Origin of the sequence: Klebsiella sp. GB_Kp047 (assembly GCF_040065235.1) — a bacterium.
Lineage (GTDB): Bacteria > Pseudomonadota > Gammaproteobacteria > Enterobacterales > Enterobacteriaceae > Klebsiella > Klebsiella quasipneumoniae.
The window spans coordinates 729,178-752,104 of record NZ_JBEAJG010000041.1 but is presented as its reverse complement, the minus strand read 5'-3'; the positions used below and the strand labels follow the sequence as shown (position 1 = coordinate 752,104).

The 22,927-nt window shown below is 59.0% G+C and carries 23 protein-coding genes; 15 read left to right on the top strand and 8 right to left on the bottom strand.

Annotation, left to right across the window (positions count from 1 at the left end; all coding sequences use genetic code 11):
* Positions 1–52 precede the first annotated feature (52 nt).
* Positions 53–859: an exodeoxyribonuclease III gene (xthA, locus tag ABLV76_RS24275; protein ID WP_004203811.1), complete on the bottom strand. Its 807-nt coding sequence runs from the start codon at positions 857–859 to the stop codon at positions 53–55.
* Positions 860–1,297: 438 nt separating this feature from the next.
* Here xthA and ABLV76_RS24270 point away from each other — a divergent pair, with 438 nt between their 5' ends.
* The 6 genes from ABLV76_RS24270 (at position 1,298) to spy (ending at position 8,150) form a co-directional block, all read left to right on the top strand.
* Positions 1,298–2,518 carry an aspartate aminotransferase family protein gene (locus ABLV76_RS24270; protein WP_004203812.1) on the top strand — a complete coding sequence of 407 codons (1,221 nt, stop codon included), beginning with the start codon at positions 1,298–1,300 and terminating at the stop codon, positions 2,516–2,518.
* Complete coding sequence (gene astA, locus ABLV76_RS24265) at positions 2,515–3,549, top strand: arginine N-succinyltransferase (protein WP_108433041.1); 1,035 nt, start codon at positions 2,515–2,517, stop codon at positions 3,547–3,549. Before ABLV76_RS24270 ends, astA begins: the two co-directional genes overlap by 4 nt.
* Positions 3,546–5,024, top strand: a complete 1,479-nt coding sequence (gene astD / locus ABLV76_RS24260; protein ID WP_017898661.1) for a succinylglutamate-semialdehyde dehydrogenase — start codon at positions 3,546–3,548, stop codon at positions 5,022–5,024. The genes astA and astD overlap by 4 nt, the downstream gene beginning before the upstream one ends.
* A complete protein-coding gene (gene astB / locus ABLV76_RS24255; protein ID WP_017898662.1) occupies positions 5,021–6,346 on the top strand; it encodes an N-succinylarginine dihydrolase in 1,326 nt (441 codons plus the stop codon). Before astD ends, astB begins: the two co-directional genes overlap by 4 nt.
* Positions 6,347–6,355: 9 nt before the next feature.
* Positions 6,356–7,321 carry a succinylglutamate desuccinylase gene (astE, locus tag ABLV76_RS24250; protein ID WP_348878521.1) on the top strand — a complete coding sequence of 322 codons (966 nt, stop codon included), beginning with the start codon at positions 6,356–6,358 and terminating at the stop codon, positions 7,319–7,321.
* A gap of 343 nt (positions 7,322–7,664) precedes the next feature.
* Positions 7,665–8,150: an ATP-independent periplasmic protein-refolding chaperone Spy gene (gene spy / locus ABLV76_RS24245; protein WP_072500732.1), complete on the top strand. Its 486-nt coding sequence runs from the start codon at positions 7,665–7,667 to the stop codon at positions 8,148–8,150.
* Positions 8,151–8,237: 87 nt separating this feature from the next.
* Here spy and cho read toward each other — a convergent pair whose 3' ends face one another.
* Together cho and nadE are read right to left on the bottom strand one after the other, a co-directional pair.
* Entirely contained in the window at positions 8,238–9,101 is an 864-nt protein-coding gene (gene cho / locus ABLV76_RS24240) for an excinuclease Cho (RefSeq protein ID WP_004203820.1), read from the bottom strand.
* 99 nt (positions 9,102–9,200) lie between these two features.
* Complete coding sequence (gene nadE / locus ABLV76_RS24235) at positions 9,201–10,028, bottom strand: ammonia-dependent NAD(+) synthetase (protein WP_004203821.1); 828 nt, start codon at positions 10,026–10,028, stop codon at positions 9,201–9,203.
* Positions 10,029–10,310: 282 nt separating this feature from the next.
* On the opposite strand from nadE, the gene osmE reads away from it, so the two are divergent.
* The 8 genes from osmE to chbG all read left to right on the top strand — a co-directional run bounded on the left by osmE (position 10,311) and on the right by chbG (position 16,235).
* Positions 10,311–10,649 (top strand): osmotically-inducible lipoprotein OsmE, encoded by a 339-nt coding sequence (gene osmE / locus ABLV76_RS24230; protein ID WP_049116281.1) that lies wholly within the window; start codon positions 10,311–10,313, stop codon positions 10,647–10,649.
* Between the two features lie 278 nt (positions 10,650–10,927).
* Positions 10,928–11,248, top strand: a complete 321-nt coding sequence (gene chbB, locus ABLV76_RS24225) for a PTS N,N'-diacetylchitobiose transporter subunit IIB (protein ID WP_002901547.1) — start codon at positions 10,928–10,930, stop codon at positions 11,246–11,248.
* Positions 11,249–11,267: 19 nt separating this feature from the next.
* A complete protein-coding gene (locus tag ABLV76_RS24220) occupies positions 11,268–11,384 on the top strand; it encodes a hypothetical protein (RefSeq protein ID WP_032425961.1) in 117 nt (38 codons plus the stop codon).
* Positions 11,385–11,395: 11 nt separating this feature from the next.
* On the top strand, positions 11,396–12,754 hold the full coding sequence (gene chbC, locus ABLV76_RS24215) for a PTS N,N'-diacetylchitobiose transporter subunit IIC (protein ID WP_004203823.1): 1,359 nt from the start codon (positions 11,396–11,398) through the stop codon (positions 12,752–12,754).
* 53 nt (positions 12,755–12,807) lie between these two features.
* Positions 12,808–13,155, top strand: a complete 348-nt coding sequence (gene chbA / locus ABLV76_RS24210; RefSeq protein WP_064187346.1) for a PTS N,N'-diacetylchitobiose transporter subunit IIA — start codon at positions 12,808–12,810, stop codon at positions 13,153–13,155.
* A gap of 27 nt (positions 13,156–13,182) precedes the next feature.
* Positions 13,183–14,007 (top strand): transcriptional regulator ChbR, encoded by an 825-nt coding sequence (gene chbR / locus ABLV76_RS24205; protein WP_004203825.1) that lies wholly within the window; start codon positions 13,183–13,185, stop codon positions 14,005–14,007.
* 110 nt (positions 14,008–14,117) lie between these two features.
* A complete protein-coding gene (locus ABLV76_RS24200; RefSeq protein WP_023289304.1) occupies positions 14,118–15,464 on the top strand; it encodes a 6-phospho-beta-glucosidase in 1,347 nt (448 codons plus the stop codon).
* Positions 15,465–15,476: 12 nt separating this feature from the next.
* Entirely contained in the window at positions 15,477–16,235 is a 759-nt protein-coding gene (gene chbG / locus ABLV76_RS24195) for a chitin disaccharide deacetylase (protein ID WP_017898664.1), read from the top strand.
* Between the two features lie 55 nt (positions 16,236–16,290).
* On the opposite strand, the gene katE is transcribed toward chbG, so the two are convergent.
* Positions 16,291–18,549 (bottom strand): catalase HPII, encoded by a 2,259-nt coding sequence (gene katE / locus ABLV76_RS24190; RefSeq protein ID WP_064183088.1) that lies wholly within the window; start codon positions 18,547–18,549, stop codon positions 16,291–16,293.
* A 190-nt stretch (positions 18,550–18,739) separates the two neighbouring features.
* Between katE and cedA the strand changes: the two genes are divergently transcribed.
* Positions 18,740–18,994: a cell division activator CedA gene (cedA, locus tag ABLV76_RS24185; protein WP_008807754.1), complete on the top strand. Its 255-nt coding sequence runs from the start codon at positions 18,740–18,742 to the stop codon at positions 18,992–18,994.
* 57 nt (positions 18,995–19,051) lie between these two features.
* On the opposite strand, the gene ABLV76_RS24180 is transcribed toward cedA, so the two are convergent.
* The 4 genes from ABLV76_RS24180 to hxpB all read right to left on the bottom strand — a co-directional run bounded on the left by ABLV76_RS24180 (position 19,052) and on the right by hxpB (position 22,840).
* Entirely contained in the window at positions 19,052–20,443 is a 1,392-nt protein-coding gene (locus ABLV76_RS24180; protein WP_017898666.1) for an L-cystine transporter, read from the bottom strand.
* A 135-nt stretch (positions 20,444–20,578) separates the two neighbouring features.
* Positions 20,579–21,169, bottom strand: coding sequence for a metal-dependent hydrolase (locus tag ABLV76_RS24175; protein ID WP_004203834.1), 591 nt, complete (start codon positions 21,167–21,169; stop codon positions 20,579–20,581).
* 91 nt (positions 21,170–21,260) lie between these two features.
* On the bottom strand, positions 21,261–22,022 hold the full coding sequence (kduD, locus tag ABLV76_RS24170) for a 2-dehydro-3-deoxy-D-gluconate 5-dehydrogenase KduD (protein ID WP_032455866.1): 762 nt from the start codon (positions 22,020–22,022) through the stop codon (positions 21,261–21,263).
* A 149-nt stretch (positions 22,023–22,171) separates the two neighbouring features.
* Positions 22,172–22,840 carry a hexitol phosphatase HxpB gene (gene hxpB, locus ABLV76_RS24165; RefSeq protein ID WP_048978141.1) on the bottom strand — a complete coding sequence of 223 codons (669 nt, stop codon included), beginning with the start codon at positions 22,838–22,840 and terminating at the stop codon, positions 22,172–22,174.
* Between the last annotated feature and the right edge of the window lie 87 nt (positions 22,841–22,927).

Genomic DNA, 22,927 nt, shown 5'->3' with positions numbered 1-22,927 from the left:
TGCTCAGGAAATTCTGCCCCCCGCGCGGCGGGAGGCGAGAGAAGGACGTGACTTACGGCCGGAAGGTGGCCCACACCGGCGCGTGGTCGGATGGTTTTTCCATCCCGCGGATCTCATAATCGATCCCGGTCTCCACGCAGCGCTGGGCCAGAGGCTGACTGGCCAGCAGCAGGTCGATGCGCAGCCCACGGTTATCGTCAAAGCCTTTGGAGCGGTAATCAAACCACGAGAAGTGCTCATGATTGTCAGGGTTAGCCTGACGCCAGGTATCCACCAGGCCCCAGCCCAGCAAGCGATCCATCCATTCCCGTTCTTCCGGCAGGAAGGAACATTTGCCGGTGCGCAGCCAGCGTTTGCGGTTCTCTTCACCGATACCGATGTCGAGATCGGTAGGGCTGATGTTCATATCGCCCATGATCAGTACCGGATTCTCTTTGTTGAGCTCGCTCTCCAGGTAGTTCTGCAGATTCTGATAGAACGCCGCTTTGGCCGGGAATTTGGTCTCATGATCGCGGCTTTCACCCTGCGGGAAATAACCGTTAATCACCGTGACGTTACCGAAGGGCGACGGGATCTCCGCCATGATGATGCGGCGCTGAGCCTCTTCGCCATCGTTAGGGAAACCGCGGCGGACGGCAATCGGCGTCTCTTTGGTCAGCAGCGCGACGCCATAATGGCCTTTCTGGCCGTGATAAAAGACGTTATAGCCGAGTCTGGCGACCTCTTCGAGAGGGAACATGTCGTCGTGAACTTTGGTTTCCTGCAGGCCAATCACGTCCGGCTGGTGTTTTTCGACGATGGCGGCCAGTTGGTGTGGGCGGGCGCGCAGGCCGTTGATATTAAAAGAGACGAATTTCATAGTCGCTGCCACTGTGCAAGGTGAATAGTGCAGGGATGGTAGCAGAAATTCGCCAGGCTGGCTGCCATCCGATGCGTCATTCTGCCAATCGCTGCGCATGATCGTGCCGTGGGTGCCCCTTTTGCGGGCACGCCGCGCCAAAAAAGGGCAAATATCTACGATAAATTTCGCAGAAGATCACAATTACAGAATTATATCTTACCGTTGCATAACTTATCTTCTTTAATCACTGTTCATCCCCCTTTATCGGATAGTTATTCACTAAATATGCATTTTATATGAATAGCGTTAGGTTGTAACTCGTTGATATTGCGTTATCTCATCCGGTTTATGCATTTTTATCGCTGGCTGGCACGAACCGTGCAATCTACATTTACAGCGTAATAACTCATATTTATTAACATTATTGCTACTTTTAATTTACCGGAAGAGGTCGATATGTCTCAGTCAATTACGCGTAACCACTTTGATGAATGGATGATGCCGGTCTACGCGCCAGCGGCGTTTATTCCGGTGCGGGGCGCCGGGTCGCGGCTGTGGGATCAGCAGGGCAAAGAGTATATCGATTTTGCCGGCGGTATCGCCGTGAACGCGCTGGGGCATGCGCATCCGCGTCTGGTGCAGGCCCTCACCGAGCAGGCGGGCAAGTTCTGGCATACCGGCAACGGGTATACGAATGAGCCGATCCTGCGGCTGGCCAAAATGCTTATTGATGCCACTTTCGCCGACCGGGTCTTCTTCTGTAACTCCGGGGCCGAGGCCAATGAGGCGGCGCTCAAGCTGGCGCGTAAATATGCCCACGATCGCTTTGGCAGCGAGAAAAGCGGCATCGTCGCCTTTCAGAACGCTTTCCACGGGCGGACGCTGTTCACCGTTTCGGCGGGCGGTCAGCCGGCCTACTCCCGGGATTTTGCTCCGCTGCCGCCGCAGATCCAGCATGCGGTGTTTAACGATCTCGAGTCGGCAAAGGCCTTAATCAATGACCAAACCTGCGCGGTGATCGTCGAGCCGGTGCAGGGTGAAGGGGGCGTGGTGCCGGCCAGCGTCGAGTTTTTACGCGGCCTGCGTCAGCTTTGCGACCAGCACAACGCCCTGCTGATTTTCGATGAAGTGCAGACTGGGGTCGGACGCACCGGCGAGCTGTACGCCTATATGCACTACGGCGTGACGCCCGATGTGCTGACTACCGCCAAAGCGCTGGGCGGCGGCTTCCCCATCGGCGCGCTGCTGGCCACAGAGGCCTGCGCCAGCGTGATGACCGTCGGCACCCACGGCACCACCTACGGCGGCAACCCGCTGGCGGGGGCGGTGGCCGGCGAGCTGCTGTCGATCGTCAACACCCCGGAAGTGCTCTCCGGCGTCAGACAGCGCCATCAGTGGTTTTGCGAACGTCTGCAGGCGATCAACGCCCGCTATGGCCTGTTCAAGGAGATCCGCGGCCTGGGGCTGTTGCTCGGTTGCGTGCTGAACGACGCCTGGGCCGGGAAGGCGAAAGCCCTCAGCAACCTGGCGGCGGAAGAGGGGGTGATGATTCTGATCGCCGGCGCCAACGTGGTGCGTTTCGCTCCGGCGCTGAACGTCAGTGAAGAAGAGGTGAACAGCGGTCTGGATCGCGTCGAGCGGGCCTGCGCGCGTTTCCTGGCGGGAGTCTCATCATGATGGTTATTCGACCGGTGGAGCCGGGCGATCTGCTTGGGCTGCTGAAGCTGGCAGCGGAGACCGGCGGCGGGCTGACCTCGCTGCCGGTGGATGAAGCGACCCTGGCGGCGCGGATCGCCCGCTCGCAGCAAACCTGGCGCGGCGAGCTGCCGAAAAGCGAGCAGGGCTATGTCTTTGTGCTGGAGGAGAGCGAGAGCGGCACGGTGGTGGGCATCTGCGCGATCGAGGTGGCGGTGGGCCTCAACGATCCCTGGTACAACTACCGGGTCGGCACTCAGGTCCATGCCTCGAAGGAGCTTAACGTCTACCAGGCGCTGCCGACGCTGTTTCTCAGCAACGACCACACCGGCAGCAGTGAGCTGTGCACCCTGTTCCTCGACCCGCAGTGGCGCAAAGAGGGCAATGGCTATCTGCTGTCGAAATCGCGCTTCTTATTTATGGCCGCTTTTCGCGAGCGCTTCAATGAGAAGGTGGTCGCCGAGATGCGCGGGGTGATTGACGAGCACGGCTATTCCCCGTTCTGGGAGAGCCTGGGCAAACGCTTTTTCGCCATGGAGTTTTCCCGCGCCGACTACCTGTGCGGCACCGGACAAAAGGCTTTCATTGCCGCCCTGATGCCCAAGCATCCGCTGTATATCGATTTTCTCACCCCCGAGGCGCAGGCGGTGATCGGCAAGGTCCATCCGCAGACCGCCCCGGCCCGGACGGTGCTGGAGAAAGAGGGATTCCGCTACCTGAACTACATCGATATTTTCGACGGAGGCCCGACCCTGGAGTGCGATATCGACCGGGTGCGGGCGATCCGCAAAAGCCGTCTGGTGACCACCGAGGCCGGCGAAACGCCACCCGGCGACTGGCCGTTGTGCCTGGTGGCGAACGAACAGTATCACCAGTTCCGCGCCCTGCTGGTGCATGCCGACCCGGATGGCGACACCCTGACCCTCAGCGCCCGCGAGCTGGATATGCTGAAGTGTCATGCTGGCGACCAGGTGCGCATGGTGCGCTTGATCCCTGAGGAGAAAACCGCATGAGTCTGTGGATTAACGGTGAATGGCGGCCCGGCGATGGGCCGCGCTTCAGCAAACAGGATCCGGTCAACCTGAAGATTGTCTGGCAGGGCGAGGCGGCGGATGCCGGGCAGGTTGCCGAGGCGGTCGCGGCTGCCCGCCAGGCGTTCCCGGCCTGGGCGCGGCTGCCGTTTGCCGACCGCCAGGCCATCGTCGAAAAGTTTGCCAGCCTGCTGGAGGCCAGCAAGGCGGAGCTGACGGCGATTATCGGCGCCGAGACCGGAAAGCCGCGCTGGGAGGCGGCCGGGGAAGTGACGGCGATGATCAACAAGGTGGCGATCTCGGTGAAGGCGTATCACACCCGCACTGGTGAACAGCACAGCGATCTGCCCGATGGCGCCGCGACGCTGCGTCACCGGCCGCATGGCGTGCTGGCGGTCTTTGGTCCCTATAACTTTCCGGGCCATCTGCCGAACGGGCATATCGTGCCGGCGTTGCTGGCGGGCAATACCGTGGTCTTTAAACCCAGCGAATTAACCCCGCACAGCGGCGAAGCGGTGGTGAAGCTGTGGGAGCAAGCTGGCCTGCCCGCCGGCGTGCTCAACCTGCTGCAGGGCGGACGGGAAACCGGCGAGGCGCTCAGCGGCCAGGCGGACATCGACGGGCTGCTGTTTACCGGCAGCTCGACCACCGGTTTTCATCTGCATCGCCAGCTGGCCGGGCAGCCGCAAAAGATCCTCGCGCTGGAGATGGGCGGCAATAATCCGCTGATCGTTGACGACCCACGGGACGTCGATGCCGCGGTGCATCTGACCATCCAGTCCGCCTTTATTACCGCCGGCCAGCGCTGCACCTGCGCCCGACGTCTGCTGGTCCGGCGCGGAGAGGCGGGGGATGCCTTCCTCTCCAGGCTGGTGACGGTCAGCCAACGGCTGATCCCCGCGGCGTGGGACGCTGAGCCGCAGCCGTTTCTCGGCGGGCTTATCTCTGAACAGGCCGCGCAGAAAGTGCATCAGGCCTGGCTGCAGCGGGTCGCTGCTGGCGCGGTCACCCTGCTGGAGCCGCGGTTATTGCAGGCCGGGACGTCGCTGCTGACGCCGGGGATTGTCAACATGAGCGACATGGCCCAGGTCGAGGATGAAGAGGTGTTCGGCCCGCTGCTTGGGGTCTGGCGCTACGATACTTTCGAAGAGGCGATTGCCCTGGCCAACGCCACCCGCTTCGGCCTCTCCTGCGGGTTAATCTCCCCGGAACGAGAGAAGTTCGATCGGCTGCTGCTTGAGGCACGGGCCGGGATAGTCAACTGGAACAAACCCCTGACCGGGGCGGCGAGTACCGCGCCGTTCGGCGGCACCGGAGCCTCAGGCAATCATCGCCCCGGGGCCTGGTATGCCGCAGATTATTGCGCCTGGCCGATGGCCAGTCTCGAATCGCCGACCCTGACGCTGCCCGCCAGTCTCAATCCGGGGCTCGACTTCCGGGCCGGGGAGGCGTTATGACCGCCCGCGAAGTCAACTTTGACGGTCTGCCCGGACTGACCCATCACTACGCAGGGCTCTCCTTTGGCAATGAGGCCTCCACCCGGCACCGCTATCGGGTGTCGAATCCGCAGCTGGCGGCGAAGCAGGGGCTGAAAAAAATGAAAGCCCTTGCCGACGCCGGCTATCCGCAGGCGGTGATCCCCCCTCAGGAACGACCCAACGTGCCGCTCCTGCGTCAGCTGGGCTTTAGCGGCAGCGATGAGCAGGTGGTGGCCCGTGCGGCCCAGCAGGATCCGGATCTGTTGTCGGCGGTGAGTTCGGCCTCGGCGATGTGGGTGGCGAACGCCGCGACGGTTTGTCCCTCCGCCGATTCGCTGGATGGCCTGGTGCATCTGACGGTGGCGAATCTGCAGGATAAATTCCACCGCGCCAGTGAAGCCCCCACCACCGGAGCGCTGCTGCAGGCGATATTCCCGGACCGCACGCGATTTGCCATCCACCCGGCGCTGCCTGCCTCTGCCTGGTTTGGCGACGAAGGGGCGGCGAACCATAACCGTCTCGGCGGCGAATATGGCGCCCCCGGCGTCCAGCTATTTGTCTATGGCCGCCGTCGGGGAAGCGAGGAGGCGCCACGTCGCTATCCGGCGCGGCAAACCCTTGAGGCAAGCCAGGCGGTGGCGCGCCTCAATCAGGTCAATCCCCGCCAGCTGATCTTCGCCCGCCAGCATCCGGAGGCGATCGACAAGGGGGTTTTTCATAACGACGTCATCGCGGTGAGCAACCGTCAGGTCCTGTTCTGCCATGAGCAGGCCTTTGCCGACCAGGACGCGGTTTTGCAGCAGCTTGCGCAGCAGGTGCCGGGCTTTACCCCGTTGGTGGTTCCCGCCAGCCGGGTCACGGTGGAAGAGGCGGTTGCTACCTATCTGTTCAACAGTCAGCTGTTGAGCCGGGCGGACGGCAGCATGGCGCTGATCCTGCCCCAGGAAGCCCAGGCGCATCCGGGCGTGTGGAACTATCTTAATGAGCTGCTGGCCGCAGATAACCCCATCGCCGCGCTGCAGGTGTTTGATCTGCGCGAGAGTATGGCCAACGGCGGCGGTCCGGCGTGCCTGCGCCTGCGGGTGGTGTTGACGGCCGAGGAGTATCAGGCGGTCAATCCGCACGTCCTGATGAACGATACGCTGTTTGCCACCCTCAATGACTGGGTGGATCGCTACTATCGCGACCGCCTCACCCAGGCCGACCTCGCCGACCCACAGCTGCTGCGGGAAGGGCGCGATGCGCTGGATCGGTTGACCCAGATCCTGCAGCTCGGTTCGGTTTATCCATTTCAGCAATAAGGGGGCGCGGTGGAACACTTTCTGGCATTAACCCTGGCGGGGCGATTGCCCCATCACTTTCACGGCGAGACGGCCCATTTCCGCTGGCACTGGCTCGGCGAGGGGATCCTCGAGCTGACGCCGCATGCGCGCTGCGAGCGCGGGCTGGTGCTTTCCTGCGCCATCCATGGCAACGAAACGGCGCCGGTGGAGATTGTCGACCGGCTGGTGCAGCGGCTGGTCCGGGAGGCTCTCCCCCTGCGCTGGCGGCTGCTGGTGATCGTCGGTAACCCGCCGGCGCTGCGGGCGAATAAACGCTATCTGCACAGCGATATGAACCGGATGTTTGGCGAGCGCTGGCGGCAGTTCCCGGCCAGCGAGGAGACGCAGCGGGCGCAGCGGCTGGAGCAGGCGGTGCCCCGTTTCTATCGCGACCATGATGGTCCGCGCTGGCACCTCGATCTGCATACCGCGATCCGCGGGTCGCTGCATCCGCGCTTCGGCGTGCTCCCGGCCCGCGATACGCCCTGGGAGGAGGATTTTCTTCACTGGTTGGGCGGCGCCGGGCTGGAGGCGCTGGTGTTTCATCGCCAGCCGGGCGGGACCTTCACCCATTTCAGCTGCGAACGGTTCGCGGCGCTGGCCTGCACTCTTGAGCTGGGCAAAGCGCTGCCGTTGGGGGAAAACGATCTAACGCAGTTTGCCGCCGCCGAGGGGGCGATCTCCCGGTTGCTGGTGGGGGATCTGGCCATTGCCGACGCCCCGACGCCGCTGCGCTACCGGGTTGTGCAGCAGATCACCCGTCATAGCGATGATTTCCGCTTGCATATGGCGGATCGGACGCTGAACTTCACCCCCTTCGCACCTGGCACGCTGCTGGCGGAGGAGGGGGAGACGCGGTATGTGGTGGGGGCAGAGCCGGAGTATGTTCTGTTTCCCAATCCGGCGGTGGCCAGGGGGCTGCGCGCTGGCCTGATGCTGGAAAAATTATCCTGAGGGCAAGCCGTCCGCCGGGCGGCCTGCTTTATTTCGCGCGTCGTTGTTCATCTTCTTATTTTTTCGTGCGCCAGTGTAAATTTGCAGATTATTCCTGGTAAAATGCTTTGTTTTTAATCTCCTCTTATTTATACTCTCCATAATTGCTCTGCAAAACAGTATGTTATTTATTTTTTATTGCAATTCTTCCGTCAAATTCCTTATTTTCTCCATAATTGGTGAGAAACTGTTTTTTACACTTTCATTGTTTTACTCTTGCTCTGACTAATTGACGATTAACGTCGTAAAGTTAATCTCGTCAACACGGCAACGCGCCGTAAGAATAACGTAAAGTAAGGATTGAATGATGAAGAAACTCACTGCACTGTTTGTTGCCTCTACTCTGGCTCTGGGCGCGGCTAACCTGGCACACGCCGCCGATTCCACCACCGCGCCGAGCGACAGCAAGCCGATGATGATGCATCATAAAGGCGGCCCGGGTCAGCATGACATGATGTTTAAAGGGCTGAACCTGACCGATGCGCAGAAGCAGCAGATCCGCGAGATCATGAAGAGCCAGCGCGAAAACATGAAGCGTCCGTCCCTTGACGAACGCCGCGCGATGCACGAGCTGATCGCCAGCGATACCTTTGATAAGGCGAAAGCGGAAGCGCAGATCGATAAGATGGAAGCGCAGCATAAAGCGATGGCGCTGTCCCGCCTGGAAACGCAGAACAAGATCTACAACATTCTGACCCCAGAGCAGAAAAAACAGTTCAATGCCAATTTTGAGAAGCATCTGACAGAACGCAACGCACCGGCAGGTAAAATGCCTGCACCCGCTGAATAATGTAGCGCACTGAATCAAGACCGCCGGTCTTGCCCAATAATGCCATCAGGCGTTGGGCAGGGCCGGCGGTTTTTTCTTTCTGGTCTTTCAGCCAAGCGGATGCAACGGGTAGTTGCCGCTGAGCAGAGGCTTACAGAGGATTTTGTAACCATCCTGGTCGAATCCGGCGGGCAGGCGGGTCAGCGCAGCGGCCTCTTTGAGCGAGTCGACGGCTCCCAGCCACAGCCAGTTATGAATGACATGATACTGCGTCATATCCGGGCCGCGCTCCTCCAGCGCCACCGGTCCTGCCCACGGCCAGCACACCAGCTGCAGCTTGCTCATCTGCGCCAGCAGACGCTGACGGTGCGCCTCCACGCTCTCCTTTCCACAGCAGGCGCCGGCGCAGCGGCCGAGCGCGGATCGAAAACAGGCGCGGCCGCGGCTGAGCGGCTCCAGACCGAGCAGGCCGTAACAGAGGCGCTGTTCGTCAGCAAGGCTCTGCAGCATCTGCAGCGCCGCCCGCCGGTTGGCGAACAGACCATAGAGATGCTGTTGGTGCGAGAAATCAACCTCGCGGGCATAGACAATCTGCGGCCGGTCGTCCGCAAGCAGCCAGGCGCAGAGTTGCTTGTTACGCCGTAGCCGCTTGTTAAACAGCGGCTGCTGCTCTTTAATCAACCGCGCCTCCAGCAGCAGCGCTCCCAGCTCGCCAGCGGTGCGCTGCCAGGTGATACGCCGGGACTGACGCAGCATCGCCGCCTCTTCAGGGGTGCGCAGGTGGGAGAGCACCCGGCTGCGGAGGTTGACGCTCTTGCCGATATAGAGCGGCATCGTGTCGCTATCGCCGTGAAACTGATAGACGCCCGGCAGCTTCGGCAGCGCCTCCAGCCACGGGCGAAGGTGTTCGGGATATTCATAGATCGCCGCCGCCTCAAACTCCAGACGCGGGGCAGATTGCTTTCTGGCCACAATAACTCCTGATACTGTCTATCTATCCAGTATAGCAGGCGGTTTTTGCGGCGAAAAGCGCAAAAAATAACCCCGGCGCGGGCCGGGGCGGGGGAGGGACTATTTTTTCCAGAAATCGTCAAAGACAGTGATCGGTGGCCGACGCTTGTGTTCGGTTTTCAGATACCAGCCTTCGATCGTTTTGGCGATGCTGGGGTCCAGCGTTTTGCCTTCCAGATAGTCGTCGATATTCTCATAGGTCACCCCCAGCGCCACTTCATCCGGCAGGGAGGGGCGATCGTCTTCCAGATCGGCGGTCGGTAACTTCTTATACAGATGTTCCGGGCAGCCGAGATGGGCCAGCAGCTGTTTGCCCTGACGTTTGTTCAGCCGGAAGATCGGGTTGATGTCGGTGCCGCCGTCGCCATATTTGGTGAAGAAGCCGGTAATCGCCTCCGCTGCATGGTCGGTGCCGACTACCACCCCTTGGGTCATCCCGGCGATGCTGTACTGGGCTTTCATGCGCTCACGGGCTTTTTCGTTGCCGCGAACGAAGTCGCTCAGTTCGATCCCCGCTTCACGCAGCGCCTGTTCGCTTGCCAGTACCGAGGCTTTGATATTCACCGTCAACACCCGGTCAGGCTGAATAAAGGCGATGGCATCCTGGCAGTCCTGCTCATCCGCCTGCACGCCGTAGGGTAAACGGACGGCGATAAACTGCAGGCTGCTATCGCCCGTTTCGGCGCGCAGTTCATTGATCGCCATCTGGCACAGTTTCCCCGTCAGGGTCGAGTCCTGGCCGCCGCTGATACCCAGCACCAGCGATTTAATAAAAGGGTAAGTCTGCAGATAGGATTTCAGGAAATCGACGCTGCGACGGATCTCGTCTGCGGCATCAATCTGCGGCTTCGCGCCCAGCGCCTGAATAATCTCTTGTTGTAGCGTCATCGCGCCCTCCGAAAGTGAATCTGTTTGGCAACCTGTTGGCTTAAAGCTACCTCTTTGCCGCTGAAACGACAAGGACCGGGGTTTTGACTGCCGGAAAAGAAGGCAATCAATGACATAGGATTTCATTATAGATGCCACCGCGCAGGAGAAAGCGCCGGTCGGCAGCGGAGAGTCAATCCTGTTTACGTAATAACACACTCAGACATGATTTCGCTGTTCGGCTTGAAAAATAACACTATTTATTCCAGGCTTATCGTTACACAGTGGAAGAGAGGAACCAAAATGAAGAAAAGCTTAGCAGGAATACTGGGCGTCACCGTCGCGTTAACCTTACTCGCGGGCTGTACCGCTTACGATCGTACCAAAGACCAGTTTACCCAGCCGGTGGTGAAAGATGTGAAGAAAGGGATGTCGCGTCAGCAGGTGATGCAGATCGCAGGCAAACCTTCAACGGAAGTGACGATGGTCCATGCCCGCGGCACCTGCCAGACCTATATCCTCGGTCAACGAGATGGTAAAGTGGAGACCTACTTTGTGGCCCTCGACGAAACCGGGCACGTGATGAACTCCGGCTACCAGACCTGCGCCGAGTATGATACGGATCCGCGCAACGCTAAGTAAACGCCCTACTGTTGACTGAGTTGTACGTAAGCCCGACCACTGGTCGGGCTTTTTTGTGAGTCCTGATGCTTATTTAATTGCGCGAATTATTTGGGTGAAAATGTGAGGGTAGTCAAAACCGGAGGTCAATGAGAGACAATTCTGTTCAACAGGGAATTATCACGACGGCTCAGCTTGCCGTATACTCAACCCATAAACAGAATTAACCGGATGTTACCAGTCTTACCGGCTCTCAGCGGTTACTGAAGGCCCTGGTCTCACACATTGAGGAAGCGTTCATGGAAAAGAAACACATTTATCTGTTCTGCTCGGCAGGCATGTCCACGTCACTGCTGGTCTCCAAAATGCGGGCGCAGGCGGAAAAATACGAAGTCCCGGTCATTATTGAAGCCTATCCTGAAACTCTCGCGGGTGAAAAGGGACCGGAAGCCGACGTTGTATTATTAGGGCCACAAATTGCGTATATGTTACCGGAAATTCAGCGCCTGCTGCCAAATAAACCGGTAGAAGTCATCGATTCTCTTCTGTATGGCAAGGTGGATGGTTTAGGGGTATTGAAAGCCGCCGTCGCGGCCATTAAGAAAGCTGCAGCACAATAATTTTAAATTTTAAAACTCGATGTATTTTGACGCCTGGCGGCATTCTGTTGCCGGCCGTCAAAAAATAAAGAGTTTATTTTCCCGTCAAAGAGTAATTTCATACATCATCGCCGTAATAGTTTATTGCGGCTTTTAAGGGTATTGACTATGAGTAAAGTGATCGACTCGCTTGAAAAGGTACTCCTTCCTTTTGCAGTGAAAATAGGAAAGCAGCCGCATATTAATGCGATTAAAAATGGATTTATTAAACTCATGCCGTTGACCCTCGCCGGGGCCATGTTTGTATTAATTAACAACGTTTTTCTGAGCTTCGGCGAAGGCTCTTTCTTTTACTCCATGGGCATTCGCCTGGATGCCTCTACCATTGAAACCTTAAACGGTTTTAAGGCTATCGGCGGCAACGTCTATAACGGCACCCTCGGCATTATGTCGTTGATGGCGCCATTCTTTATCGGCTCCGCGCTGGCGGAAGAGCGCAAAGTCGACCCGATGGCCGCTGGCCTGCTGGCGGTAGCGGCCTTCATGACCGTGACCCCGTACAGCGTGGGCGAAGCCTATGCCGTCGGCGCCAACTGGCTGGGCGGGCAGAACATCATCTCCGGTATGATTATCGGTCTGGTCGTCGCGGAACTGTTCACCTTCGTGATCCGTCGCAACTGGGTGATCAGACTGCCGGACAGCGTGCCGGGATCGGTATCGCGCTCTTTCTCTGCGCTGATCCCTGGCTTCTTGATCCTCTCCATCTTCGGCATTATCTCGTGGGCCCTGTCGAGCTACGGCAGCAACTTCCACCAGATCATCATGGACTCCATCTCCACGCCGCTGGCGGCGATGGGCAGCGTGGTCGGCTGGGCATACGTCATCTTTAACTCCCTGCTGTGGTTCTTCGGGGTGCACGGTTCGCTGGCGCTGACCGCGCTGGATAACGGCATCATGACGCCGTGGGCGCTGGAAAACATCGCCCTGTACAACCAGTACGGATCGGTTGATGCGGCGATCGAAGCGGGTAAACAGTTCCACTTCTGGGCCAAGCCGATGCTCGACTCCTACATCCTGCTGGGTGGCTCCGGGGCGACGCTGGGTCTGATTATCGCCATCTTTATCGCTTCCCGCCGCGCTGACCATCGTCAGGTCGCGAAGCTGGCGCTGCCGTCAGGCATCTTCCAGATTAACGAACCGATTCTGTTTGGCCTGCCGATCATCATGAACCCGGTGATGTTCATCCCGTTCGTGCTGGTCCAGCCGATTCTGGCGGCCATTACTCTCGCGGCCTACAGCCTGGGGATTATCCCACCGGTGACCAACCTGGCGCCGTGGACCATGCCAACTGGCCTGGGGGCGTTCTTTAACAGTAACGGCAGTGTCGCCGCTCTGCTGGTCGCCCTGTTCAACCTTGGCGTCTCCACCCTGGTTTACCTGCCGTTTGTGGTGCTGTCGAATAAAGCGCAGACCGTTATCGAGCAGGAAGAGAGCGAAGAAGACATCGCCAACGCACTGAAATTCTGATACCGCGCGGTACGGGCAACGTCCTGTACCGCCTGAGAAATGAGGGAAATATTATGTTTGATCTGGACAACATCGAGGCGGTAGAGACCCCGGAAAACGACCTCGAAGAGGTGGTGATGGGGCTGATTATCAACTCCGGCCAAGCGCGTAGTCTGGCCTATGCCGCGCTGAAACAGGCCAAGCAGGGGGATTTTGCCGCGGCGAAAACGATGATGGAGCAGTCGCGTCAGGCGCTGAGCGAGGCGCATCGGGTGCAGACCCAGCTTATCGAAAGCGACGAGGGCGAGGGGAAAATGAAGGTCAGCCTGGTGCTGGTGCATGCTCAGGATCACCTGATGACCTCCATGCTGGCCCGCGAGCTGGTAGCGGAATTGATTGAGCTGCACGAGAAGGTACAATAGGCCATCGCGACGATGAGGCAGCCCAGGATGATGACCACCGAGATCAGTACCGCCAGAGAACAGCAGTTGTTCAACGGGAAGAACTTTCATGTGGTCATCTATAACAAAACGGAAAGCGTGAGCGGGCTCCACCAGCATGATTACTACGAATTTACCGTCGTATTAACCGGGCGTTATTACCAGGAGATCAATGGTAAACGGGTGCTGCTGGAGCGCGGGGATTTTGTCTTTATCCCGATGGGTTCGCACCACCAGAGCTTCTATGAATTTGGTGCGACGCGCATCCTTAACGTCGGCATCAGCAGGCGCTTCTTTGAGAAACATTATCTGCCGCTGCTGCCGTTTGGCCTGGTGGCGTCGCAGGTCTACGCCGTGCAGAGCGCTTTTCTCGGCTACATTGAGTCGGTCATCGCCTCACTCAATTTTCGCGAAACGGAATTTGACGAATTTATCGAGCTGGTCTCCTTTTATGTCATTAACCGTTTACGTCACTATCGCGAAGAGCCGGTTGCAGACGTCGTCCCGCAATGGTTAAAAAATACCGTTGAGGCTATGCACGATAAACTGGAGTTTGGCGAGAGCGCCCTCGAGAATATGGTTCGGCTATCGGGCAAAACGCAGGAATATTTAACCCGGGCGACCCAGCGCTATTATGGTAAAACGCCGATGCAGATAATTAACGATATCCGTATCAATTTTGCCAAAAAGCAGCTGGAAATTACCAACTATTCGGTAACGGATATTGCCTATGAATCAGGGTACAGCAGCCCGAGCCTGTTTATTAAAACCTTTAAAAAGCTGACCTCGTTTACACCGAGTAGTTATCGCAAACATTTGACCAGTATTAATTAAGCCCAGGCGGTATTAGCCGCCAGGCTTACACCATAACTAATTTAAGTTAACTGTCCGCATTTATGCGGAGAGCGGCCTGCGTCTACACGCAGCGTCTAAGGGAGAAAAAGATGAGCCAGAAATTAAAAGTCGTCACTATTGGCGGCGGTAGCAGCTATACCCCGGAATTACTGGAAGGTTTCCTGAAACGTTATCATGAACTGCCGGTGACAGAGCTGTGGCTGGTGGATGTGGAAGAGGGCCAGGAGAAGCTCGATATTATCCATGCGCTGTGCGAGCGGATGGTGGAAAAAGCCGGCGTGCCGATGAAGGTTTATAAAACGCTGGACCGCCGCGAGGCGCTGCAGGGCGCAGATTTCGTCACTACCCAGCTGCGCGTGGGCCAGCTGAAGGCGCGGGAAAAAGATGAGCGTATCCCGCTGAGCCACGGTTATCTTGGCCAGGAGACCAACGGGGCGGGCGGGCTGTTTAAGGGGCTGCGCACCATCCCGGTGATTTTCGACATCGTGAAAGATGTGCAGGAGATCTGCCCGGACGCGTGGATCATCAACTTCACCAACCCGGCGGGCATGGTCACCGAGGCGGTCTATCGTCACACCAGTTTCAAACGCTTTATCGGGGTGTGCAACATTCCCATCGGCATGAAGATGTTCATCACCGACGTGCTGCAGCTCAGCCCGAGCGATGAGCTGAACATCGATCTGTTCGGTCTGAACCACCTGGTGTTCGTCCGCGACGTGCTGGTTAACGGCGTCTCGCGCTTCGATGAACTGCTGGACGGCGTCGCCTCCGGCCGCCTGACCGCGAACTCGGTAAAAAATATCTTCGACCTGCCGTTTAGCGAAGGGCTGATCCGCTCCCTGCGCCTGATCCCATGCTCTTACCTGCTCTACTACTTTAAGCCAAAAGAGATGCTGGCGATTGAGATGGGCGAGTACTATAAGGGCGGCGCGCGCGCCCAGGTAGTGCAGAAAGTAGAGAAGCAGCTGTTTGAGCTGTATAAAAATCCGGATCTCAAGGTCAAGCCGAAGGAGCTGGAGCAGCGCGGGGGTGCCTATTACTCCGATGCCGCATGCGAAGTGATCAACGCTATCTATAACGATAAGCAGACTGAGCACTATGTGAATATCCCGCATCATGGCCATATCGATAATATCCCGGCGGACTGGGCGGTCGAGATGAGCTGCACCTTAGGTCGCGATGGCGCGAAGCCGACGCCGCGCATCACCCATTTCGACGAGAAGGTGCTGGGGCTTATCTATACCATCAAAGGGTTTGAAGTGGCGGCCAGCCAGGCGGCGATCAGCGGTGAGCTGAACGACGTGCTGCTGGCGCTGAACTTAAGCCCGCTGATCCATTCCGATCGTGACGCCGAGCAGCTGGCGCGGGAGATGATTTTGGCCCATGAAAAATGGCTGCCGAACTTTGCGGCGACGATCGAAAAACTGAAAGCGTAACGGGAGCGGGTAATGGAACGCGTATTGATCGTCAATGCTGACGACTTCGGCCTCAGTAAAGGGCAGAACTACGGCATTATCGAGGCCTGCCGCAACGGCGTGGTGACATCGACTACGGCGCTGGTCAACGGCGCGGCTATTGACCACGCCGCCCAGCTGAGCCGCAGTACGCCGGAGCTGGCGGTCGGGATGCACTTTGTGCTGACGCTGGGCGAACCGCTGTCGGCCATGCCGGGGTTAACCCGCGACGGCCGGCTGGGCAAATGGATCTGGCAGCAGGCGGAAGAAGATAACCTGCCGCTGGAGGAGATTGCCCATGAGCTGGCGTGTCAGTACCGTCGTTTTATCGAACTCTTCGGTCATGAGCCGACGCATCTCGACAGTCATCACCATGTGCATATGATCGCTCCGATCTACCCCATCGTCGCGGCTTTTGCCCGCGACAAGGGCATCGCGTTGCGCATTGATCGCCAGGTGGCGGCGCAGAGCGGTCTCGATCAGCAGGCGGCGCGCAGCAGCGCAGGCTTCAGCAGCGAGTTTTACGGGGAAGCCGTCTCTGAGGCGCTGTTCCTGCAGACGCTGGACGCCTCAATCGCCCGCGAGGAGCGCTCTCTGGAGGTGATGTGTCATCCGGCCTTTGTCGACCAGACCATCATGGGCAGCGCCTACTGCTATCCGCGGCTGGGCGAGCTTGATGTGCTGACGTCCGCCTCGCTGAAAGCGGCGGTGGCCGACCGGGGTTATCGCCTGGGAACCTACCGCGACGTGTAAACCCGACGGGGAAAGGAAAGTGAGTCAAGCCCGGCACACCGTGCCGGGCTTTTTGCTACGCCGGAATAGCGGCGATTTTCGGGCTTCTCGACCACACCCGGTGGGCCGTCATCAGGGCGAGCAGTTTATCTGCCGCCGGGGTGTCGAGAGCATCGGTGACGATGACGCCCTCTTCGCCCTGGGCCGGGACCTGCAGAACCGACGTTAACTGCCGCGCATCGCCTGCCAGCAGGATCGGCTTCAGATGCTTATAGGCCTCCAGCAGGTAGTAGCGCGCGTCGCCGCTCTGGCTCAGGGCGCTGAGATCGCCGCCGGGCACCACCACGGCATCCACCGTCAGCGACGGGGAGCCGGCGAAGGTGCCGGCGATCGGCACGGGAGATCCATCGTCGGCGACGACTTCCCCCATCCGCGAATAGAGCAGTTTACTGTGCACGCCCCGGGCCTGTAGCGCCTGCAGGAGATGGACCAGATCCTGCGCCGAGGTACGCTCATTGAGCAGCACCGCCACCACACGACCTTTCACATCCCCTTCGGCATCCGCGTAGAGGCTGAGGGTGGGATCTTTCTCCACGCCGTTGACCGGGGAGGGCAGAGTGAGGCTGCGCTGCTCATCGCTCAGTTCGATACCTAAATTCGCCCCGACCGTTTCCGCCAGCCGGGTATCAATATGGGCCAGGTGATCGACCACCCGCTCGCGGATCCAGGTGCGGACCACTTTGCTAAGCTCGAAGCTGAAGCCATCGATAATATGCTGCTGCTCAATCGGCGTCTGGCTCAGCCAGAACAGACGCGGCTGGGCGTAATATTCGCCGAATGACGGGCTGCGCTGACGGATCTTCTCGCCGTCGACGCGCTCGGCGAGGGACTCAAAACCGCCGCGTTTGGCGGCTGGCGGCGTCTCGCGCGGCCAGTTATCGTTGATCGAGTTGGGTTCGTAGTTGGCCGGGTTGGTGTCAATCTCCATCCGGTGCATACCGTCGCGCTGGAAGTTGTGGTACGGGCAGGTCGGCCGGTTGATCGGGATTTCATGGAAATTCGGTCCGCCGAGGCGGCTTATCTGGGTATCGGTGTAGGAGAAGAGGCGCCCCTGCAGCAGCGGATCGTTGCTGAAATCGATGCCCGGGACGATATGCCCGGGATGGAAGGCCGCCTGTTCGTTTTCGGCAAAGAAGTTGTCCGGGTTGCGGTTGAGGACCATTTTGCCGACCCGTTGCACCGGCACCAGCGCCTCGGGGATCAGCTTGGTGGGATCGAGCAGGTCGAAGTCAAAATCAAATTCATTCTCTTCGGGGATCAACTGCAGGCCGAGCTCAAATTCCGGGTAGTCCCCGGCTTCAATGGCCTCCCACAGGTCGCGGCGATGAAAATCGGGGTCACGGCCGGTCAGCTTCTGCGCTTCATCCCATACCAGCGATGCCTTGCCGGCGACCGGTTTCCAGTGGAAGCGAACAAAGGTGGCTTTGCCCTCGGCATTGATCAGGCGGAAGGTGTGGATGCCAAAGCCTTCCATGGTGCGATAGCTGCGCGGGATGCCGCGATCGGACATCGCCCACATCACGTTGTGCAGCGTTTCCGGCTGCAGGGAAACATAGTCCCAGAACGTATCGTGAGCGCTTTGTCCCTGGGGGATGGCCCAGTGGGGCTCAGGCTTCACGGCGTGGACAAAGTCGGGAAACTTCAGCGCGTCCTGGATAAAGAAAACCGGGGTGTTGTTGCCGACGAGGTCAAAAATCCCCTCGTCGGTGTAAAACTTGGTGGCGAAGCCGCGAATATCACGAACGGTGTCCGCCGACCCCGCGCCGCCCTGCACGGTGGAGAAGCGCACAAAGACCGGGGTGATTTTATCGGCTGCCGAGAGAAAATCGGCTTTGGTCAAGGCTGTCAGGCTTTTGTAGGGCTGGAAGTAGCCGTGGGCTGCTGAGCCGCGGGCATGAACGATACGCTCCGGAATTCGCTCATGGTCGAAGTGGGTGATCTTCTCCCGCAGAATGAAATCTTCCAGCAGCGTTGGGCCGCGGGTACCGGCGCGCAGCGAGTTCTGATCGTCGGCAATGCGCACGCCCTGGTTGGTGGTCAGCGGATAGTCCTCTCCGCCTTTGCGCTGTGGCTCCAGGGCATCGAGTTTTTTGCTGTGGGTATCAGGGGCTTTCAGGCTGCCAGGGGCGGTCGGTTCAGCGCCAGGGGCGGTGGGTTTCGGCGTGGGGCGCCACTCCCGGTCATCCGGCGCCAGCGAGTCGAGACCCGGCTGCGCTTCCTCGCTGCCGTGGACCGGTGCCTGCTGGTGGTGAGGGTTTGGGTGCTTATCAGACATTGCTCGTCTCCTGCTTTCATTGCTAAAAGTGGTCGTTGATAAACCAAAACCCTTCTAACTATAGAACATTACGCTGCCTGCGCCCGGCGAGGGGGCAGGGAGTTATCCTAAAATGCGCATCGGCGGCAGGGGGGCGACGAACGGGTCCACGATCGGCTATGATAGAGGTTTCTGTTTCCCGCTTTGCTTAGTGAATCCATTTGTTATGAAACCATTGCGCCAACAAAATCGCCCTGTCATTAGCTACGTGCCGCGCGTGGAGCCTGCGCCCCCGGAACATGCCGTGAAAATGGACCATTTTCGCGATGTCTGGATTTTGCGCGGGAAGTATGTCGCCTTTCTGCTGATGGGAGAGCATTTTCGCCGTTCACCGGCGTTCAGCGTGCCGGAGTCGGCGCAGCGCTGGGCTAACCAGGTGCGTCAGGAAGGAGAGATTGAAGCCTGAGTCTGCTGCAGAAATAAAAAAACCGCTGATTATCAGCGGTTTTTTTGTGCTTACCGTTTAGCGATGCGCCAGTTCGGCTTCTTCTTCGCTATCGAAAATCGACTTGTCGGTCTGGCGCAGCCACTGGCTGGTCAGCGTCCCGGCGGTCATGGAACCGTTAACGTTCAGCGCGGTACGTCCCATATCGATCAGCGGCTCGACGGAGATCAGCAGCGCCACGAGGGTCACCGGCAGGCCCATCGCCGGCAGGACGATCAGCGCGGCGAAGGTGGCCCCGCCGCCCACTCCGGCGACGCCCGCCGAGCTGACGGTGACGATGCCCACGAGGGTGGCAATCCACATCGGATCCAGCGGGTTGATGCCTACGGTCGGTGCGACCATCACCGCCAGCATGGCCGGGTAGATACCGGCGCAGCCGTTCTGACCAATGGTGGCGCCAAAGGAGGCGGAGAAGCTGGCAATCGACTCCGGTACGCCGAGACGACGGGTCTGCGCTTCCACGTTCAGCGGAATGGAGGCGGCGCTGGAGCGGCTGGTGAAGGCGAAGGTGATCACCGGCCAGACTTTACGGAAATACTTCAGCGGGCTGACGCCGTTAATCGCCAGCAGCAGGCCGTGGACGATAAACATGATGCCCAGCGCGATGTACGAGGCCACCACGAAGCCGCCAAGCTTGATGATATCCTGCAGATTCGACCCGGCAACCACTTTGGTCATCAGCGCCAGAACGCCGTAAGGGGTCAGCTGCATCACCAGACGAACCAGCTTCATCACCCAGCCCTGCAGGGTATCAATGGCGGTCAGGACGCGCTGGCCTTTTTCCACATCCTCTTTCAGCAGCTTCAGGGCTGCGACGCCGAGGAACGCCGAGAAAATGACGATGCTGATGATCGAGGTCGGGTTAGCCCCGGTCAGGTCAGCAAACGGGTTCTTCGGCACAAAGGAGAGGATCAGCTGCGGGACGCTGAGATCGGCCACTTTACCCACATAGTTGCTCTGAATGGCGTTCAGACGAGCGGTCTCCGCGCTGCCCTGGACCAGTCCCTCGGCGGTGAGGCCGAACATGTTAGTCACCAGCACGCCAACCAGAGCGGCGATCAGGGTGGTGAACAACAGAGTCCCGATGCTCAGGAAGCTGATTTTCCCCAGCTGCGAGGCATTGTGCAGGCGAGCCACCGCGCTAAGGATTGACGCGAAGACCAGCGGCATAACGATCATTTGCAGCAGCTGGACATAACCGTTGCCGACGATATTAAACCACTGGATGGAATCCTTCAGCACCTGGCTGTCAGACCCATAGATCAGCTGTAGCGCCAGACCAAAGATCACGCCAATCGCCAGGCCGACCAGGACCTTCCTGGCCAGGCTCCACTGTTTATGGCGCGTTTGCCCCAGCGCAAACAACAATACGGCGAACACGACTACGTTCGCTATTAATGGAAAGTTCATCCCCGTTCTCCTGATATTTTTATAACCCGGGCTGGTGGATAACCAGCTCTTATGACCGCAAGGTTAGCAGAAGGCGTTATCAAGGACTTATATTCAAATGGAATGGGTTATAACCAAAAGGTGTTTTCTGCCGGTTTATCGCCCACTCTGGTGACTTATGAAGCGATTGAAGGTGATCTGCAGGGAATTAATCACCCCGGAAGACCAGCGTATCGCGGTGTTGTCCGCCAGCGTCTGCGGCATCCAGACGGCATAGATGAACAGCGCCATACATAAGGCGCGCTCCAGCTGGTTGCCTTTGCGCGGCGCAAGGATCGGTAGCCGAAAGCGCCAGCGGCAGGGCCACAGCAGCGGCACCCCGGCTGGGGTGAGCATATCGGCAAGGATGTGGCTGAGATAGCCCAGCACCAGGCCCTGGAGGGCGTCCGCCGGGACAATCCAGCTGTCAGGCACCTTGAGGTAGAATAGCGTCAGCGCGCCAAACACCGCCAGCAGGCTGTGGGTGAAGCCGCGGTGGCCAAAGGCCCGCGCCACGGGCTTTGAGATCCAGCTCAGCCGCTGGCCAAGAAACGACTTTGGGTGATCGATGTCCGGCAGCAGGCAGGTCAAGACCGCGGAGGGCACAATATGCCACCAGTCGCCCTGCGCCAGCACCGGCGTTAACTCTGCGTTTTTGGCAAATACTGCGCAGGCGATTGAAAAGAAGAGATGGCCTTCCGCCGTCATGATAACACACCCTAAACTGTCGATTCATACAGTATAGGGTTTTTATACAGTGCACGGAAGAGGTGACGGTGTAACTCTTTGTCACAAATTCTCAGCGCGCCAGCCATCCGCCGTCGACGGCCAGGGTATAGCCGTGAATATAATCGGCGGCGGACGAGGCGAGAAACACCACCGGCCCCTGCAGGTCATCCGGCACACCCCAGCGACCGGCGGGGATACGCTCAAGGATTGCCTGGTTGCGCTCCTCATCTTCGCGCAGCGCCTGGGTGTTATTGGTGGCCATATACCCGGGCGCAATGGCGTTGACGTTGATACCCTGACCAGCCCATTCGTTAGCCAGCAGGCGGGTCAGCCCCAGCACGCCGCTTTTCGAGGCGGTATAGGAGGGGACGCGGATCCCGCCCTGAAACGAGAGCATCGAGGCGATGTTAACGATTTTCCCGCCTTCACCCTGGCGAATGAACTGCCTGGCGACCGCCTGGCAGAGGAAAAAAACTGCTTTCAGATTCAGATCGATCACCGCATCCCAGTCACTTTCCGTGAAGGTCAGGGCATCATGGCGACGGATAATCCCGGCGTTGTTGACCAGAATATCGACCCGGCCCATCGCCGCCACCGCCTGGTCGACCAAAACGGTCATATCATCCTGTTGGCTGAGATCCGCCTGAATGGCATGAAAGCGGCGGCCCAGCGCCTGAACCTGCGCGGCAGTGTCGTGGGGAATTTTGCGGTTGATGCCGACGATATCGCATCCGGCCTGCGCCAGGCCCAGCGTCATTCCCTGTCCCAGGCCGGTATCGCAACCGGTCACGATGGCGACCTTACCCGTCAGGTCGAAGGCGTTCAGTACCATATTCACCTCTGTGTGCTGATCTTCAGGCGTACGATAACGCCACCTGTACCCAGCATAGAGGCAGGAAAACAAAATTACAATTAAAATGAAACGATGTTTTGATTTTCTTTGCTGGCGGGTGGCGGCGATCGCGTCACCCGCCAGCGGTCTTACCCGAGCAGCGCCTCGACGGTCAGGGCCTGCAGTGACGGCAGCTTGACGTCCGCCAGCACGAAGCGCGGGTCGCGGCTGTTCTCTGCTTCCGGCACGACGATAGCGCGCATGCGCGCAGCTTTGCTGGCGATCATGCCGTTGACCGAGTCCTCCAGCGCGACACAGCGCTGTGGGTCGACCCCGAGGGCGGCGGCGCAGTTGAGATACACCTGCGGGTGCGGTTTGCTCCAGGGCAGATGCTCCGCCGAGGCGAGGGCATCAAACTGGTCGCGCAGCTCGAACATATTGAGCACTTTCTCCAGCATCACCAGCGGCGAGGCTGAGGCCAGCCCTACCTTCAACCCCTGGGCTTTGCACAGGGCCACCGCCTCGCGCACCCCCGGCAGCAGCGGACGTGAGGCTTCCACCAGTTCGATGGCGCGACGGATAATGCGCGCGGTGGCTTCTGTGCGGTCAACGCCGCGCCACGGCTGCTGCGCGTACCACAGATCCACCACCAGGTCGATTCGCAGACCCAGCAGGTCGGGCAGTTCATCGCGGCGGCGGGTATCCACCCCCAGGCTCTCCATGACCTCGACCTCCGCCTGATCCCAAAGCGGCTCAGAGTCAATCAGCAACCCGTCCATATCAAAAATCGCAGCCTCAATGCGGCGCTTCGCTGACATATGTCCTTCTCCTGTTGCGTAATCAGATAAACGAATCGGCATTCATGGTATATCATACCGCGCGTTATTGGGCGAAATTCGCCGTGG